Origin of the sequence: Brenneria salicis ATCC 15712 = DSM 30166 (genome assembly GCF_003315515.1) — a bacterium.
GTDB classification, from domain to species: Bacteria; Pseudomonadota; Gammaproteobacteria; order Enterobacterales; family Enterobacteriaceae; genus Brenneria; species Brenneria salicis.
In genome coordinates, this window is sequence record NZ_QNRY01000061.1 from 1 (window position 1) to 17,445 (window position 17,445).

Genomic DNA, 17,445 nt, shown 5'->3' on the forward strand with positions numbered 1-17,445 from the left:
CAGATTGTCTGATTCAATTGTTAAAGAGCAGTGCGTACTGGCCTTAGCCACTAACGCGAGGTGGCGTATATTACGCTTTCCTCTTTCAGAGTCAAGTGATTATTCCCCGACTCCCCACTCACCTCACAACCGCGCAAGCCGCTGTCGCCGGGTCAGTGGTGGCGCATTACAGGCACTTATCGGGCAGCCGCAATAAGTATTTTGCATAAAACCCACTGTTTGCTGCATTCCACAGCAAAATCTTGCTTTATACCTACTTTTACACAGACTTATCCACAATATGGATTCTAATAAAATTAGACGAGCATCACGCAAACGTTTTCGCTACAATTCTCCCGCTCAAAAACCACCATCTTTTTTTGAACGCTAACTGAATTTTTTCTTTAATCTCGCAATAATCGCGCTCTATATATGCGAAGAAGCGAAGAAAAAGACGATATTCACGTAACGTTCTTTAGTGACTACCCAAATTCAAGGGATAAAATCATCATGCAACAACGTCGTCCTATCCGCCGCGCTCTGCTCAGCGTTTCTGACAAAGCAGGTATTGTCGAGTTTGCCCAGGCGCTGTCCCAGCGTGGCGTCGAGCTCCTTTCAACCGGAGGCACCGCGCGTTTGCTAGCCGATGCTAATTTGCCGGTAACAGAGGTCTCGGACTACACGGGTTTTCCCGAAATGATGGATGGTCGAGTTAAAACACTGCATCCGAAAGTGCACGGCGGCATTCTGGGACGTCGCGGTCAGGATGATTCTATTATGACGCAACACGACATCAAACCGATTGATATGGTGGTCGTAAATCTTTATCCCTTTGCCCAGACTGTGGCCCGCGAAAATTGTACGCTGGAGGATGCCGTCGAAAATATCGATATCGGCGGCCCAACCATGGTTCGTTCCGCCGCCAAGAACCATAAAGATGTGGCTATCGTGGTCAAGAGCAGTGATTACCACACCATCATTAATGAAATTGACGCCAACGAAGGCTCCCTGACTTATAAAACCCGTTTTGATCTGGCTATCAAAGCGTTCGAACATACCGCTGCTTACGACAGCATGATCGCCAACTATTTTGGCGCATTGGTTCCGGCCTACCATGGTGAGACAGATAAACCGTCAGGCCGTTTTCCGCGCACGCTGAATCTTAATTACATCAAGAAGCAAGACATGCGCTATGGCGAAAACAGCCATCAGCAGGCGGCTTTCTATATAGAAGAGAATGTGACTGAGGCTTCCGTCGCAACCTCTCAGCAATTACAGGGCAAGGCGTTGTCTTACAACAATATTGCCGACACCGACGCCGCGCTGGAATGTGTGAAAGCATTTACTGACGCAGCCTGTGTGATTGTAAAACATGCCAATCCATGCGGCGTCGCGACAGGCAGTTCAATCGTTGATGCTTATGAGCGCGCTTACAAAACCGATCCAACCTCAGCATTCGGCGGCATCATCGCATTTAACCGCGAACTGGATGAAGAAACCGCGCAAGCCATCATCAGCCGCCAGTTTGTGGAAGTGATTATCGCCCCTTCAGCCAGTGAAGCGGCTTTAAAAGTCACCGCCGCCAAGCAAAATGTACGCGTTCTGACCTGTGGTGAATGGGAGCAACGTATTCCGAGTCTGGATTTCAAACGAGTGAACGGCGGATTGCTGGTGCAGGATTGCGATCTGGGCATGGTTGACGCTTCTCAATTACGCGTGGTGACTGAACGTCAGCCTAGCGAACAAGAATTATGCGATGCGCTGTTTTGCTGGAAAGTCGCCAAGTTCGTCAAATCCAATGCCATTGTCTACGCCCGTGACAACATGACCATCGGCATAGGCGCCGGCCAAATGAGCCGCGTTTATTCCGCGAAAATCGCCGCTATCAAAGCAGGCGATGAAGGTCTGGAAATCAAAGGTTCCGCGATGGCATCCGATGCTTTCTTCCCGTTCCGCGATGGCATTGATGCAGCGGCTGAGGTCGGTATTACCTGCGTGATCCAACCGGGTGGCTCCATCCGTGATGATGAAGTGATTGCTGCCGCCAACGAACACGGCATAGCCATGATCTTTACCGATATGCGCCATTTCCGCCATTAATTCTGGAGCTAACTGATATGAATATTTTAATTATTGGCAACGGCGGGCGTGAACATGCGCTGGCCTGGAAAGCCGCACAGTCGCCGCTGGCAGATAAAATCTATGTCGCGCCAGGCAACGCCGGCACTGCGCTGGAACCATCACTGATTAATGTCGATATTGCTGCGAACGATATCCCCGCTCTGCTCGCTTTTGCGCAAGCAAACGACATTGGTTTAACCATTGTGGGCCCTGAAGCTCCTTTGGTTATTGGCGTCGTCGATGCATTTCGTGATGCCGGCCTGAAAATTTTCGGTCCAACGCAAGCGGCAGCGCAATTAGAGGGTTCAAAAGCCTTCACCAAGGATTTTCTTGCCCGTCATCGCATCCCGACGGCTGAATATCAGAACTTTACCGAAGTCGAACCCGCTTTGGCCTATGTGCGGGCCAAAGGCGCACCTATCGTGATCAAGGCGGACGGTTTGGCTGCGGGAAAAGGCGTCATCGTGGCGATGACGCTGCAAGAAGCCGAAAACGCGATTCAGGATATGCTGGCAGGCAACGCGTTCGGCGATGCGGGTCATCGTATTGTGGTTGAAGAGTTTCTGGACGGTGAGGAAGCCAGTTTCATCGTGATGGTTGACGGGAAAAACGTGCTGCCGATGGCCACCAGTCAGGATCACAAGCGGGTGGGCGACAAAGATACCGGTCCAAATACCGGCGGTATGGGCGCTTATTCTCCCGCGCCGGTTGTGACCGCCGATGTTCATCAGCGCGTAATGGAACAGGTAATTTGGCCGACGGTCAATGGCATGACAGCCGAAGGCAACGTCTATACCGGTTTCCTGTATGCCGGTTTGATGATTTCCTCAGACGGTCAGCCCAAGGTGATTGAATTTAACTGTCGCTTTGGCGATCCGGAAACACAGCCGATTATGCTGCGCATGCAGTCGGATCTGGTTGAACTGTGTCTGGCGGCCTGTGCGGGCAAACTGGATGAGAAAGACTCGCTCTGGGACGATCGTCCGTCGTTGGGTGTGGTGCTGGCCGCAGGCGGCTACCCTGGCGATTACCACAACGGCGACATCATTTCCGGTCTTCCGCAACAGGATGTAGAAGACGGAAAGGTCTTCCACGCCGGCACCAAGTTAAGCGGCAAGGATGTGGTGACTAACGGTGGACGTGTTTTGTGTGTCACTGCACTGGGTGATACCGTTGCCTCGGCACAAAAACGCGCATACGAACTGGCGGCGAACATTCAATGGCAAGGCAGCTTTTGTCGGAAAGATATTGGTTATCGCGCCATTGAGCGAGAACAAGCCTGATCACAATGACAAGCCCGGAGCAATCCGGGTTTTTTTATGCCCCAACTCAGGGAGATGAAAACGCGGCATCATGACTTCGCTTCATCTGGCTCCCACTGGCAAACGTTCTCTTCCTCCATCAGCAGTAGTTGAACACCTTCAGGACCTTGCAGCCATGCAATATTTAACGCTCCCTTGGCGCGTTGGTTGCGCTCGGCAATCCATGCACGTGACGTGCTGTCAAAATCGGGGCGGACGCTTTTGCCATCACAGGTGGTAACCTGTCCATCCTGCCATTTTCCTTGCCTCAGAATAACGTTCCCCGCCCGCAGGACATCACTGAGTTCCAGTATTCTTTTCGCATCAAACTGATATCGTGCTATGTCATCATCCGAGATCAGTTCACGCCGCTCGGCCAACTGACGTTGCATAAAGCTCACGGTGCCATCTTGCGCAAACCGTATACGAATTTCATCTTTCTGCGTTCCCTGATGGGTTTTCTGAATTTCCTTGATATTATCCTGCTGATACGAATAACGCGTAACAACAGCATCCCCGCCCTGAAGCGGATTGTAGAGCGTCGTCAGGGTTGTCGTGCGATATTGAGCGTCGTCTTTACGCCAGAGACGTACCACGCCGCGATCATCGAGATAGCCACTGGCAAATGTCGAAGGTGGCGCGGTATGACTGCTACAGGCTACGATCGCGGTGATTAACGCGCCAACCCATAGCGGACGTAACAAAAGCAAAAGGGGCGTCACCGCCCCTCTGCTTAAACGCTTAACCGGCATGATCTTACTTAACTGCGTCTTTCAGCGCTTTGCCTGCAACAAATGCTGGCACGTTGGCGGCAGCAATTTTGATTTCTTTACCAGTTTGTGGGTTGCGGCCAGTGCGCTCATTACGATGGTTGACTTTAAATGTACCAAAACCAACTAATTGTACTGCATCACCTTCTTTCAGAGACTCGGTAATTGCTGCCAGAGTTGACTCCAATGCCACTTTCGCTTGTGCTTTTGACAGATCAGCTTTGTCTGCAATTACATCAATCAGTTGAGTCTTATTCATAAGTTTTCCTTACAGTGTGTTTATCGCTTGCTAAGCATCGAGTGCGACGGATATGCAATAATAGCACTCTCCTGCATACACGCACCGACAGCCACTTTTTTTACGCCCCCCAATGTAGACCAGACAGGGTGCGGATGTGAAGCCTTAAGACACGCCATTTCAGGCCTTAAATCACGTTTTATTGCGTTCTTAGGATAAATTTATCCCAATATTACTGCTTCCGGCCTCACGCAGATCGGCGCGCAACCCCTTAATCAATTCGATATCACGCTCTTCGCAGGCTGCCAACAGGCGGAAAATCTCCCACTGGATGTCCCATTCATCTTCAATGGCAGGCAATGCGTTCAGTTCTTCATCAGTCATTTCTTTACCCGCCTGCGTCATTTCAAGCATGGCGACAGTACGGATTGACGCTTCACTGATAGCAATGGCATGTTCCAGCGTTTCACCGTTTAAACGAGAGTGAACCAGTTCACCCAACGCGATACAAGCATCGATTGCCGGATAGACGCCATAGATATCATAGTCATCAGACGCCGGAATTGCCTCTTCCAGCTTTTCCAACTGGCTATCAAAATTGATCTTTACATCTTTAACCACCAGAGTTTCCCATACAAGATCGAGAATACGGCGGTAAACCATTGCATCACCGAATGCTGTCTGACAGCAGAACTCGTGATAATTGGGGTACATACGTTCGCAAAGACATGCCATAAACGTGACATGCTGCCAACTTCCCAGCTTTTCCAAACGCAAATGAATGGGGTTACGTAACATTTTTATGCTCATTAACAGCTATGGGCGGCAGTTTACCTGAAATTACCATGACACCCTATGCCTGAATTCCTAAAGTTTCCATTAACGATTATTGTCGTTGCCAGCGTTGAAACGCGGGGCGGTTAGAGGCCACCGCATCCGCCCAGCGCGTCGGCTCAGGTAAACGGTAACCGCGCATACAACGTTGCACCCATTGCAGCGCGCTGTCCAACCCGACCCGATGCCCTGTCGCCACAAATAACGGATTACAGCGCGCTTTGCTACGCCATACCCAGCCGATCTGCTCGCCTTTATCCACCAGCGGCTGCTGACTGCCCACCTCGGGCGGCAAGGGATCAAAATGGCCGCACAGCCGCCGTTTCGCCACGCCAATCGTCGGCACATCGACCAACAACCCGAGATGGCTGGCGACGCCTAGCCGACGCGGATGAGAAATGCCATGTCCATCGACAAACATCAAGTCCGGCTTCTGCTCCAGCCTGTCCCAGACCGCCAATAATCCTGGACACTCTCGAAATGAGAGAAAACCTGGGATATACGGCATCGTGGTGCTGATACGCGCAATTTTATACTCCACCAGTTCCAGAGACGGATACCGCATGATAGCAATAGCCGCGCGGGTTACCGCACCTTCCTGTTCAAACCCGACATCGGCCCCGGCGATAAACGCGGGTTGCTCAAACGGCATATCGTCATGACGAATAATCTCAGAGGCACGAGCCAACTGTTCGGCCTTTAACTGTTGGGTATCAATCACCGTATCTCCTGCTGAGTTACTGATGATAAGGCAGGGATAACGCGTGTACCGCATTAACGAATGCACCGGCATGCTCCGGCGGCACATCCTGATGGATACCATGTCCCAGATTGAAGACATGTCCATTGCCCTGACCGAATTCCGCCAGAATAGTCGCCACTTCCTGTTCGATTCTGGCGGGAGACGCGTACAACATGGACGGATCCATATTACCTTGCAACGCCACCTTATCCCCTACCCGTCGCCGGGCATCGGCAATTTCGCTCGTCCAGTCCAGCCCGATCGCATCGCACCCGGTTTCCGCTATCGCTTCCAGCCATTGCCCGCCCCCTTTGGTAAACAGGGTGACCGGAACGCGGCGGCCTTCGCTTTCACGCTGTAATCCATCGACAATCTTGTGCATGTAATGCAGGGAAAACTCACGATAATCACGACCGCTCAACACGCCGCCCCAGGTATCAAAAACCATCACGGCTTGCGCGCCCGCACGGATCTGGGCATTCAGATACAGGATGACGCTGTCGGCCAGCTTATCCAACAGCAAATGCAACGTTTGCGGTTGTGCAAACATCATTTTTTTAATGATGGTAAAAGCTTTACTGCTGCCGCCTTCGACCATATAGGTCGCCAGCGTCCAGGGGCTGCCGGAAAAACCAATCAGCGGCACCGCTCCCGCAAGATGACGACGAATGGTGCGTACCGCATTCATCACATAGCCCAGTTCCTGCTCAGGATCGGGGATCGGCAATTTGACGACATCCGCGTGCCGGGTGAGCGGATACTGAAAACAGGGACCTTCTCCCGCTTCAAAATAGAGCCCCAGCCCCATGGCATCGGGAATGGTCAGGATGTCTGAAAACAAAATGGCCGCGTCAAGAGGATAACGTCGTAGAGGTTGCAATGTGACTTCACAAGCCAGATCCGCATTTTTGCACAACGACATAAAATCGCCGGCCTGCGCGCGGGTTGCTTTGTACTCTGGCAGATACCGCCCCGCCTGACGCATCATCCAAACGGGCGTCACGTCAACTGGCTGGCGCAACAACGCCCGCAAATAGCGATCGTTTTTCAGATCAGTCATGTCATTTTCCTTAAGGCATTATGAAGCTTTTCATCGTCACTTATCATTATCCTGGTGAATGGTAACATGTTCGTCGCCGCGCTCATGCCAGGCGCGGCACAATACGACCGTATCTTCGATAAGACGACGCGCTACCGTTCCAGATGGCGGTAAAAGCGGCAACCGATCATATCGGAACCAGGCGGCATCACGTAACTCTTTCGGATCGTGCTTAATTTCACCGCCTGCATAGTCGGCCATGAATGCCATCATCAGCGAGTGAGGGAAAGGCCAGGGTTGAGAACTGATGTAACGTAGATTCTTGATTTGAATCTGACTTTCTTCCATCACCTCGCGCGCCGCCGTCTGCTCCAGCGTTTCGCCGACTTCGACAAACCCAGCCAGTACCGTGTACATCTTGCCGCGATGACGATTATGCTGCGCCAGCAGAATCTCGTCGCCGCGGCGGATCGCCACAATGATACAGGGCGCAATCTGCGGATAATACCGCTCCTTACAGTGGTGGCACAGGCACGCCAGTTCCGTTTTACTCCTGACCATTTCATGGCCGCAGTAACCGCAGAAACGGTGGGAACGGTAAAACTCGGCCAGTTGCACACCGCGCCCCGCCAGTTGAAATAATCCCACGTCCTGATCGATAAGCTGGCGGACGGAGGTCATTCCTTTCTCTTTGCTCAGACAGATCAACCACACCGGCAAGCCTTGCCATTCGCCGATTTTACGCCCTATCGCCCCTTGCAATGACCAGGACGATCCCGATCCCTGCGGCAATTCTCCCTGCGGCAGCCAGATTTGACCTGCGTCGCTGACCACCCACCAACCAATCTCATCACCTTTTAACGTCTGTTCCATATCTTTTTATTGCTCCACTCTCACTTCACTGGCATTTTACATTCTGAGTGATGACATAAGTTTTATAACTAACATATTAGTTATTTCTTACCGTTCACGGAGTCCAACAATGCTAAACCAGTTACAAACCCTGACTGAATACGTTGGTGGCAATAATGCGTTAATCGACCAGTGGCTACAAGCACACAAGACGCTTCTGGTCGCGTACTATCATCTGGTTGGCATCAAACCCAAAAAAGAGACACTTTCACGCCTGGATGAAGAGGCGCTGAATCATTTTTGTCACAATCTGGTGGATTATCTTTCCAGCGGTCATTTTCACGTCTATGAGAAGATATTGCATGAAGCAGCGGATCTCAGTGAACAGAAACTGGTCCGCCTGACACAGCTTGAGCTCGCGTTACAAAACAATACACAACGTATTATGGCATTCTACGACGGCCATTTAGCCGCCATGATCGATCATGATAACTGCCTCGAATTTCAGCAGGCGCTTTCCTGCGTCGGTGAGGCGTTAGCTGAACGTTTTACCCAAGAAGACGCCATGATCCGCCTGATTTTCGATAAGTAACCTTGTTTTGGCTGACGAAGTTTTGACAGACAAAGTTTTGGCTAACGAACGTATTAGAGGACAATGCATTATATCGGCGAGGTTTCTCGCTGATCCGTTCAACACGTTTTGACATGGCTATTTCATCGTCATACAGTGTTACTGTTTTTATCAGCCCGTTTAAGCGACGGGCTAATCTTGTCGGAGTGCCTAGGACGTTGTGATGTCTTCCCGTTGGGAAGCTTTCAAACGACAGGCTGAGACCGTTAATTCGGGATCCGCGGAACCTGATCGGGTTAATACCTGCGAAGGGAACAAGAGTAATGTGTCTCATTGGGCCATCGATAACGTTTGCATACGTTCATCTACACGACTCATTATTACTCCCTCCGGCTCCAGACAAGCATTTTCTCCTTACGTCTTACAGGAACTTGCTATGTCTACAGAACCATTATTATCAAAACCATCTAAAACTGGCCGTCGTGAGCAACGCGCCGCCGCGCAACAATTCATTGATACCTTGCAGGGCATGGCGTTCCCTAATTCGCAACGTATCTATCTGACCGGTTCACGCGAAGATATCCGGGTGCCAATGCGTGAAATCCAACTGAGTCCGACTCTGGTCGGCGGCGGCAAGGATACGCCGCAGTATGAACTCAACGAACCTATTCCGGTTTATGATACGGCTGGTCCTTACGGCGATCCGACGTCACAGCCTGATGTGCGGGTTGGGTTGGAAAAAATCAGAGCGAACTGGATCGCCGAGCGCAACGATACTGAAACGCTGACTGGCGTCAGTTCCGATTTTACCCAGCAGCGCCTCGCCGATGCCGGGCTGGACCATCTGCGCTTCGAGCACTTGCCTCGCCCACGGCGCGCCAAAGCGGGAAAGTGCGTCACCCAGTTGCATTACGCGCGTCAGGGCATCATCACGCCGGAAATGGAGTTTATCGCGATCCGTGAAAACATGGGCCGCGAACGAATTCGAGGCGAGGTGCTGCGTCAACAGCATCCGGGGCAAAGCTTTGGTGCGCATTTGCCGCAGAACATCACACCGGAATTCGTCCGCCAGGAAGTCGCCGCCGGACGCGCCATTATTCCCGCCAATATTAATCACCCTGAATCAGAACCAATGGTTATCGGCCGTAACTTTCTGGTGAAGGTGAACGCCAATATTGGTAATTCCGCGGTGACCTCCTCCATTGAAGAAGAGGTCGAAAAACTGGTGTGGTCGACCCTCTGGGGCGCGGATACCGTAATGGATCTCTCCACTGGCCGCTATATCCACGAAACCCGCGAGTGGATCTTGCGCAACAGCCCGGTTCCGATTGGCACCGTTCCCATTTATCAAGCGCTGGAAAAAGTGAATGGCGTGGCGGAAAACCTCAACTGGGAAATGTTTCGCGATACGCTGCTGGAGCAAGCGGAACAAGGCGTCGATTACTTCACCATTCATGCCGGCGTACTATTGCGCTATGTTCCGATGACCGCCAAACGCTTGACCGGTATTGTATCGCGTGGTGGTTCCATTATGGCGAAGTGGTGCCTGTCGCATCATACAGAGAGTTTCCTGTACCAGCATTTCCGCGAAATCTGTGAAATCTGCGCCGCTTATGACGTTGCGCTGTCGCTGGGCGACGGCTTGCGCCCCGGTTCGATTCAGGATGCCAATGATGAGGCGCAATTCGCCGAACTGCATACGCTGGGGGAACTGACAAAAATCGCCTGGGAATACGATGTGCAGGTGATGATCGAAGGCCCCGGCCATGTGCCGATGCAGATGATCCGCCGCAACATGATTGAAGAACTGGATCACTGCCACGAAGCGCCGTTCTATACGCTTGGGCCGCTCACCACCGATATCGCGCCGGGTTACGATCATTTTACCTCTGGTATCGGCGCGGCGATGATCGGTTGGTTTGGCTGTGCCATGTTGTGTTACGTCACCCCGAAAGAGCACCTTGGTTTGCCCAACAAGGAAGACGTCAAACAAGGGCTAATCACCTACAAAATCGCCGCTCATGCCGCTGATTTGGCTAAAGGACATCCGGGCGCGCAGATCCGCGACAACGCCATGTCGAAAGCGCGTTTCGAATTCCGCTGGGAAGATCAGTTCAATCTGGCGCTGGATCCTGAAACCGCCCGCGCCTATCACGACGAAACCCTGCCGCAGGAGTCCGGTAAAGTCGCCCACTTCTGCTCCATGTGCGGCCCTAAATTCTGCTCAATGAAAATTTCGCAGGAAGTACGCGACTACGCCGCGAAGCAGGGAGCAGAGGCCAAACCCATTGAAGTCGGCATGGCGCAGATGTCCGCGGAATTTCGTTCCCGCGGCGGCGAGCTATACCACAGCGCCGCCAGCGTGCAAGCGGAGGACAGCAAATGACCGCACCTCAGACAACCGAGCCGTTTGCGCCGACAGCGCCGCGGCTTGGCCTCTATCCGGTGGTGGACAGCGTGGCGTGGATCGAACGCTTACTTGGCGTCGGGGTAAAAACGATTCAATTACGGATTAAAGACCTGCCCGATGAGCAAGTTGAACGCGATGTCATTCAGGCGATAGCGTTAGGACGTCGTTATCAGGCGCGGCTGTTTATCAATGACTATTGGCGTCTGGCGATTAAGCATCAGGCCTATGGCGTCCATCTGGGGCAGGAGGATTTGGACACTGCCGACCTGACCGCCATCAAACAGGCGGGGTTGCGACTCGGCCTCTCTACTCACGATGACCGCGAACTGGCGCGCGCGACCGTGGTAAATCCCTCTTATATCGCGCTGGGACACATTTTCCCGACCCAAACCAAAGCCATGCCCTCATCCCCGCAGGGACTGACCGAACTGGCCCGGCACGTTGCCGGTCTGCAAGGTAGCTTTCCCACTGTCGCCATTGGCGGTATCAGCATTGATAACGTCCCGTCGGTATTGGCGACCGGCGTCGGCAGTATAGCCGTTGTCAGTGCCATCACCCAGGCGTCGGACTGGCGTCAGGCGACGGCGACATTACTCAACATGGTCGAAGGACGGGAGAGATAAGATGCCTGGTGATCATACAGTCCAGCCCGACAATCTGAACGATCAGGAATTCCTGCGCTACAGCCGCCAACTGCTGCTGGAAGAGGTTGGCCCCGAAGGGCAGGAAAAGCTCAAATCCGCCAGCGTCTTGCTGGTCGGGTTGGGTGGTTTAGGCGCGCCGGCGTCCTTGTATCTGGCCGCCGCCGGCGTCGGCACGTTGTTGCTGGCAGACCATGACAAGCTGCATATCAGTAACCTGCAAAGGCAGATCCTCTATCGCACCCGCGATACCGATAAGCCCAAAGCTATTCTGGCACAACGACAATTGCAGGCATTGAATCCTCAAACAGAATATATCGCGCTGATGGAGAGATTGGCTGACGCCCCACTACATGACGCGATCGGCAAAGCCGATCTGATTCTGGATTGCAGCGACAATATGGCAACCCGTCATGCCGTTAACGCCGCCTGCTTCAAAGCCCGAAAATCATTAATCAGCGGTAGCGCCGTTGGCTTCAGCGGACAGCTACTGGTTCTGACGCCACCCTATCAACACGGTTGTTATGCCTGCCTGTATCCCGATGCCGCCGAACCGCAACGAAACTGCCGCACTGCTGGCGTGCTTGGCCCAGTGGTCGGTGTCATGGGTATTTTGCAAGCGCTGGAAGCGATCAAATTACTGGTTGGTCTGCCCTCGCCGCTTAGCGGCAAACTACGGCTGTTTGATGGTAAACAGCAAAGCTGGCATACCCTGCAGCTAACCCGCGTCCCTGATTGTCCGGTATGCGGGGAAGCAACATGAACGTTACCCTGAACGACCAGATGATCGTACTGGACGAGGCGCTAACCCTCGAAGCGCTCCTTACACAGATAAACCGACTACAACCAGGGACGGCGCTGGCCGTCAACCAAACCATTATCCCGCGCAGCGCCTGGGCTCAGCATCAAGTGCAGGACGGTGATGATATTTTGCTTTTTCAGGTAATCGCGGGAGGATGACATGCTGAATATTGCCAATACCACGTTCACATCCCGGCTGCTCACCGGCACCGGAAAATTTGCCGCATCAGACTTGATGCTGACCGCGTTACAGGCGTCGGGTTCACAGTTGGTGACCATGGCAATGAAACGCGTTGATTTAAAAAGCGGAAATGACGGTATTCTCGCACCGCTACGACAACTCGGCATCAAACTGTTGCCGAATACCTCCGGGGCAAAAACGGCTGATGAAGCCATCTTTGCAGCCCGGCTCGCACGTGAGGCGTTGGACACCCATTGGGTGAAGCTGGAAGTCCACCCGGATATGAAGTACCTGCTCCCCGACCCGATCGAAACTCTGAAAGCCGCTGAACAGTTGGTCAAAGAAGGGTTTGTGGTGTTGCCCTACTGCGGCGCCGACCCTGTGCTGTGTAAACGGCTGGAAGAAGCAGGATGTGCCGCCGTGATGCCGCTGGGCGCGCCGATTGGCTCCAATCAGGGGCTGCAAACCCGTGATTTTCTGCGCATCATCATTGAACAGGCTCGTATCCCGGTGGTGGTGGATGCCGGCATCGGCGCCCCCAGTCATGCCGCCGAAGCGCTGGAAATGGGCGCAGACGCGGTATTGGTCAATACCGCCATTGCCGTCGCCCGCGATCCGGTCAGTATGGCGAAAGCGTTTAAAACAGCAGTGGAAGCCGGAGCGCTGGCTTATCATGCCGGGCTGGGGAATAAACGGTTTACCGCCAGCGCCACCAGCCCCTTAACCGGATTTTTACGCCAGCAGACAGAAGAGGTAAAATCATGAACCGTGATTTTCAACAGATCTGGCAACAACTCGACTGGGACGATCTCACGCTGCGCATCAACAGCAAAACCTCACGTGATGTTGAACATGCGCTAGACGCACAGAGGCTGACGCGCGAAGACTTTATGGCGCTGCTTTCCCCTGCCGCCAGTCATTATCTGGAAGCGTTGGCACAACACGCACAACAATTGACCCGGCAACGATTCGGTAACACGGTCAGTTTCTACGTACCGCTCTATCTCTCCAACTTGTGTTCGAATGACTGCACTTATTGCGGCTTTTCGATGAGTAATCGCATCAAACGGAAAACGCTGGATGAGGCGGAGATCCTGCGTGAGTGCGCCGCGATCAAGGAGATGGGATTCGATCATCTGCTATTAGTTACCGGCGAGCATCAGCGCAAGGTGGGGATGGATTATTTTCGCCGCGTGTTCCCACTTATTCGCCCACTCTTCAGTTCACTGATGATTGAAGTCCAGCCGCTGTCGCAACAAGAGTACGCCGAATTGAAAACGCTGGGATTGGATGGCGTGATGGTTTATCAGGAAACCTATCATCCGGCGACTTACCAGTTACATCACCTGAAAGGTCAAAAACAGGATTTTCACTGGCGGCTTGCGACACCGGATCGCCTGGGACGAGCGGGGATCGATAAGATCGGCTTGGGAGCGCTAATCGGCTTGTCCGATAGTTGGCGGACGGACTGCTATATGGTGGCCGAGCACCTGCTGCACTTGCAGCAAACTTACTGGCAGAGCCGCTATTCCATCTCATTCCCACGCTTGCGTCCCTGTGCCGGTGGTATTGAACCCGCCTCAATAATGGATGAAGCACAGCTAATGCAGGTCATTTGTGCTTTCAGACTGCTATCGCCGGATATTGAGCTATCTCTCTCGACCCGCGAGTCATCCTTTTTCCGCGATCACGCCATTCCCATTGCAATCAATAACGTCAGCGCCTTCTCTAAAACCCAGCCAGGCGGTTATGCAGACGATCATCCTGAACTGGAACAGTTTACCCCACATGATGATCGCCGCCCGGAGGAAGTGGCGCAGGCGATTATCCGAGCAGGATTACAGCCCGTCTGGAAAGATTGGGATGGATATTTGGGAAGACGTTCGCAATAAAAGGTGAAAATACCACGATGGAGGTGTCTCTCTGGATACCTCCTCGCAGAACGGATGATTGCCGCTCGTCAAACGAATCGCCCGGTATTACAGTGCGGCGTGTTGGCGCAGCCCGTTAGCTATCGAGCGTTGCCGGCCAGAACCGCCGCTATCAAGGTGGTCCTGCTTCTCAATCAAGCCGATACCGGTTTTATATCCTTACCGGTATCGGCCCTTCCCCGTATCAGCCTCCTGAAGCGAATACGGTTTTATTCCAGCGTCATCAGACGTTGCGCAACGCCATCGCCGGATTCGTATTCATCAAGCAATTTTTCCACGGCGTCACCAACAATACGTAACCCTTGCTGCGTTTCCTGCGTAAACGGCAATGCATAATTGAGCCGAATGCAGTTACGATATTTACCGGCCGCGGAAAACAACGATCCCGCCGCTATCTGGATCCCGGCCAGTTTCACCGCACGATTAAGACGGAGTGAATCAAAGTATTCCGGCAATTCAATCCACATCAGAAATCCGCCCTGCGGACGGCTAACGCAGATCCCATCAGGAAAATACTCCCTCACATGGCAGGTAAACACCCCCAGATTCGCTTTGTATTGTGCGCGCATTCGCCGCAGATGGGGCTGATAGTGTCCCTGGGCGATAAACTCGGCAACCGCCAATTGGGTATGAGAAACCGTATAGCCAGTGCTGATGTACTTCATGTGCAACACCCGCTCCAGATACCGTCCCGGCGCTATCCAGCCGACGCGCAGACCCGGCGCAATGGTTTTAGAAAAAGAACTGCACAGCAGTACCCGACCATCATCATCGAATGACTTAACGGTGCGCGGACGCGGGTAGTCATAGGCAAGCTCGCCATAAGCATCATCTTCAATAATCGCCAGTTCAAATTGCTGCGCCAGCGTAACCAATGCCTGTTTATACTCATCAGGCATACAGAAACCCAGTGGGTTATTGCAGGTCGGCACCAGCAGCAACGCCTTGACCGGCCACTGCTCCAGCGCCAGCCTGAGTGCATCCAGACTGATCCCGGTGATCGCGCAGGTTGGGATCTCTATCACTTTGATCCCCAGGCCACGCAGCAATTGCAACGTGCCGGGAAATGTCGGTGACTCAACGGCAACGATATCTCCGGGTGCGCAAATCGCTCGCACCGCGACAAACAGCGCTTCCTGACAGCCCGTCGTAATAACGATCTCGTCTTTAGTCAGTTGACAACCGCTATCTAACGCCAGCCGTGCAATCTGTTCGCGTAGCTCATGAACGCCATACATATCGCCATAGTTCAGTACCCGTTCATCCTGACGCTGACAAAAACGACTCATGACTTTCCACAGAGGCTTAACGGATGACTGGTGAATATCCGGCGAGCCGCCGCCAAAGTTGAAGGTCCGGTTATCCGGGCATGAGTTAAACAATTCCAGCACCGATTCCCACTGAGTGATCTCAACCGGGCGCTGAGCCGGACGGGTCAATTCAGGCATCGGCAGCGTGGCTTTGCGCGGCGCAACGAAATAGCCGGAACGAGGTTGCGGCATAATAAGCCGGCGCGTTTCCAGCACATGATAGGCCTGCTGTACCGTACTGATACTGACGCCATGCTCCGAACTCAACGCCCGAACAGATGGCAGACGTTCACCGCTACGGTATAGCCCCTGTTCGATGCGCTGCTCCAGCAGCATGGCAAGATGTTGATAACGCGTCATCAGTATCAATCCCCACAGTAAAAAATAGTTATAACCAGTACAGATAAGAGAAAAAAATGCCATTCAGATGCAATATCACACAATCTGTATGTAAAAAAAAACTATTTTCTGCATCTGTATCGAATCTGGTGTTCCCCGCATTATAACGTTCAGGCAACGGGCAAAGGGGAAAAAGTATGGGATTTCACCAGCAACGATTACAACAACCATGTAGCCGATCACGATTCCGACGCATGATTACGCTGCCTTATCGCCGCTGGAAAGCATGGCGGGTAAGAAATCAAACACGGAAGATCCTGCAAAACATGAACGACGACCGGCTGAGGGATATTGGTCTGACGCGTGACGATATCGATCGTTTTTAGTTAAGCAGAGAAAAGCGATGAAGCGGCTGATACAGGACAGCACGTCTCGTATCAGCCGATGTAAAGGCAAGAGAATTAATCGGTATGCTGAGGCTTCATGCGCGACCCGACAATCGCCGACAGCAGGCACCCTACCGCCAGATAAGCCGCAACCGCGTGCCATGAACCATCCATGAACTCCACCAGCAAAACCGCGATAAACGGTGTGAAACCGCCGCCCACTACGCTGGCGACCTGATAACCCACCCCAGCGCCGCTATAACGATACGCCGCGCCAAACAACTCGGTAAACATCGGTTGCTGAACGCTGACGATCATATCGTGGGCGACGTTGGCGAGCATAATCGCGAAAAACAGGATCCACAGGCTGGCGTGCGCTTCCAATGCCCTAAAGAAAGGCAGCGCGCTGGCCGCGCCAATCAGAGCGCCGCTCACATAGATCCTGCGCCGCCCGAAGTTGTCGGCAAGGCGGGCAAAGAGGGGAATAGTGAAACAGCTAATGCCGCCGACCAATAAACCAATATTGAGAAACAACTCTCGCGACATTCCCAAATTGGTGGTCGAGTAATTGAGTGCAAACGCCGTGACGATATACATCGTTAATAGCTCGCCCAAACGCAGAGCGATGATCAACAAAAATGCTTTCGGGTGCTTGCGCAATGCTTCAATAATCGGGAACGAGCGGATTTTATCGGTTCTTTCCTGTAATTTTTTGTTGGCCTCGAACTCCTGAGATTCGTCCATCCCGGAGCGGATCCACCAGGCGACCGCAACCAGCACCACGCTGAATAAAAACGGCAGACGCCAGCCCCAACTCATAAAATCCGCGTTTGTCGTATAATTGCTGACCAACGCAATGGAACCCGTTGCCAATAATGTAGTGGTCAACTAAAACTGGCCACGGGTTTAGAGTTTTTCCAGAATCGATTTTCCGATTCGTTTGGGGGTAATCCACCGTTATAGTCGTGTGGTCTGATCGTGCTGTAATATCCCACGATA

17 protein-coding genes, 1 pseudogene and 1 riboswitch are annotated in these 17,445 nt (G+C 52.8%); of the genes and pseudogenes, 10 read left to right on the forward strand and 8 right to left on the reverse strand.

Annotated features, from left to right (window positions below; all coding sequences use genetic code 11):
* The first annotated feature begins 489 nt into the window (after window positions 1–489).
* Window positions 490–2,079 (forward strand): bifunctional phosphoribosylaminoimidazolecarboxamide formyltransferase/IMP cyclohydrolase, encoded by a 1,590-nt coding sequence (gene purH / locus DES54_RS17120; RefSeq protein ID WP_113869436.1) that lies wholly within the window; start codon window positions 490–492, stop codon window positions 2,077–2,079.
* A 17-nt stretch (window positions 2,080–2,096) separates the two neighbouring features.
* Entirely contained in the window at window positions 2,097–3,383 is a 1,287-nt protein-coding gene (purD, locus tag DES54_RS17125) for a phosphoribosylamine--glycine ligase (RefSeq protein ID WP_113869438.1), read from the forward strand.
* A 68-nt stretch (window positions 3,384–3,451) separates the two neighbouring features.
* Here the strand turns inward: purD and DES54_RS17130 are convergent, their stop codons facing one another.
* The 6 genes from DES54_RS17130 to nudC form a co-directional block, all read right to left on the reverse strand.
* The gene (locus tag DES54_RS17130; RefSeq protein ID WP_113869440.1) at window positions 3,452–4,153 is read right to left on the reverse strand and encodes a DUF1481 domain-containing protein; all 702 of its coding nucleotides are present in this window, start codon (window positions 4,151–4,153) and stop codon (window positions 3,452–3,454) included.
* A gap of 4 nt (window positions 4,154–4,157) precedes the next feature.
* Window positions 4,158–4,430: a nucleoid-associated protein HU-alpha gene (gene hupA, locus DES54_RS17135; RefSeq protein WP_109491429.1), complete on the reverse strand. Its 273-nt coding sequence runs from the start codon at window positions 4,428–4,430 to the stop codon at window positions 4,158–4,160.
* Between the two features lie 189 nt (window positions 4,431–4,619).
* Window positions 4,620–5,207: a YjaG family protein gene (locus DES54_RS17140; RefSeq protein WP_113869442.1), complete on the reverse strand. Its 588-nt coding sequence runs from the start codon at window positions 5,205–5,207 to the stop codon at window positions 4,620–4,622.
* A gap of 88 nt (window positions 5,208–5,295) precedes the next feature.
* Window positions 5,296–5,964 (reverse strand): deoxyribonuclease V, encoded by a 669-nt coding sequence (gene nfi, locus DES54_RS17145; protein WP_113869444.1) that lies wholly within the window; start codon window positions 5,962–5,964, stop codon window positions 5,296–5,298.
* 16 nt (window positions 5,965–5,980) lie between these two features.
* Complete coding sequence (hemE, locus tag DES54_RS17150; RefSeq protein WP_113869446.1) at window positions 5,981–7,045, reverse strand: uroporphyrinogen decarboxylase; 1,065 nt, start codon at window positions 7,043–7,045, stop codon at window positions 5,981–5,983.
* Between the two features lie 36 nt (window positions 7,046–7,081).
* Window positions 7,082–7,897, reverse strand: a complete 816-nt coding sequence (gene nudC, locus DES54_RS17155; RefSeq protein ID WP_113869448.1) for an NAD(+) diphosphatase — start codon at window positions 7,895–7,897, stop codon at window positions 7,082–7,084.
* A 109-nt stretch (window positions 7,898–8,006) separates the two neighbouring features.
* Between nudC and rsd the strand changes: the two genes are divergently transcribed.
* The 7 genes from rsd (at window position 8,007) to thiH (ending at window position 14,372) form a co-directional block, all read left to right on the forward strand.
* A complete protein-coding gene (gene rsd, locus DES54_RS17160; protein WP_113869450.1) occupies window positions 8,007–8,468 on the forward strand; it encodes a sigma D regulator in 462 nt (153 codons plus the stop codon).
* Between the two features lie 171 nt (window positions 8,469–8,639).
* Window positions 8,640–8,778, forward strand: a riboswitch (TPP riboswitch).
* A 105-nt stretch (window positions 8,779–8,883) separates the two neighbouring features.
* Window positions 8,884–10,833 (forward strand): phosphomethylpyrimidine synthase ThiC, encoded by a 1,950-nt coding sequence (gene thiC / locus DES54_RS17165; protein ID WP_113869452.1) that lies wholly within the window; start codon window positions 8,884–8,886, stop codon window positions 10,831–10,833.
* Window positions 10,830–11,480, forward strand: coding sequence for a thiamine phosphate synthase (gene thiE, locus DES54_RS17170; RefSeq protein ID WP_113869454.1), 651 nt, complete (start codon window positions 10,830–10,832; stop codon window positions 11,478–11,480). The genes thiC and thiE overlap by 4 nt, the downstream gene beginning before the upstream one ends.
* 1 nt (window position 11,481) lies before the next feature.
* Window positions 11,482–12,261 (forward strand): HesA/MoeB/ThiF family protein, encoded by a 780-nt coding sequence (locus DES54_RS17175; protein WP_113869456.1) that lies wholly within the window; start codon window positions 11,482–11,484, stop codon window positions 12,259–12,261.
* A complete protein-coding gene (thiS, locus tag DES54_RS17180) occupies window positions 12,258–12,458 on the forward strand; it encodes a sulfur carrier protein ThiS (RefSeq protein ID WP_113869458.1) in 201 nt (66 codons plus the stop codon). The genes DES54_RS17175 and thiS overlap by 4 nt, the downstream gene beginning before the upstream one ends.
* Window position 12,459: 1 nt before the next feature.
* Window positions 12,460–13,245 carry a thiazole synthase gene (locus tag DES54_RS17185; protein ID WP_113869460.1) on the forward strand — a complete coding sequence of 262 codons (786 nt, stop codon included), beginning with the start codon at window positions 12,460–12,462 and terminating at the stop codon, window positions 13,243–13,245.
* Window positions 13,242–14,372 carry a 2-iminoacetate synthase ThiH gene (thiH, locus tag DES54_RS17190; RefSeq protein WP_113869462.1) on the forward strand — a complete coding sequence of 377 codons (1,131 nt, stop codon included), beginning with the start codon at window positions 13,242–13,244 and terminating at the stop codon, window positions 14,370–14,372. The genes DES54_RS17185 and thiH overlap by 4 nt, the downstream gene beginning before the upstream one ends.
* A 248-nt stretch (window positions 14,373–14,620) precedes the next feature.
* Here thiH and DES54_RS17195 read toward each other — a convergent pair whose 3' ends face one another.
* Window positions 14,621–16,081 carry an aminotransferase-like domain-containing protein gene (locus tag DES54_RS17195; RefSeq protein ID WP_113869466.1) on the reverse strand — a complete coding sequence of 487 codons (1,461 nt, stop codon included), beginning with the start codon at window positions 16,079–16,081 and terminating at the stop codon, window positions 14,621–14,623.
* 176 nt (window positions 16,082–16,257) lie between these two features.
* Between DES54_RS17195 and DES54_RS17200 the strand changes: the two genes are divergently transcribed.
* Entirely contained in the window at window positions 16,258–16,446 is a 189-nt protein-coding gene (locus DES54_RS17200; protein WP_113869464.1) for a DUF1127 domain-containing protein, read from the forward strand.
* A gap of 75 nt (window positions 16,447–16,521) precedes the next feature.
* Here the strand turns inward: DES54_RS17200 and DES54_RS17205 are convergent.
* A pseudogene (locus DES54_RS17205) lies at window positions 16,522–17,322 on the reverse strand (MFS transporter); the annotation flags it as partial.
* Window positions 17,323–17,445: the final 123 nt, after the last annotated feature.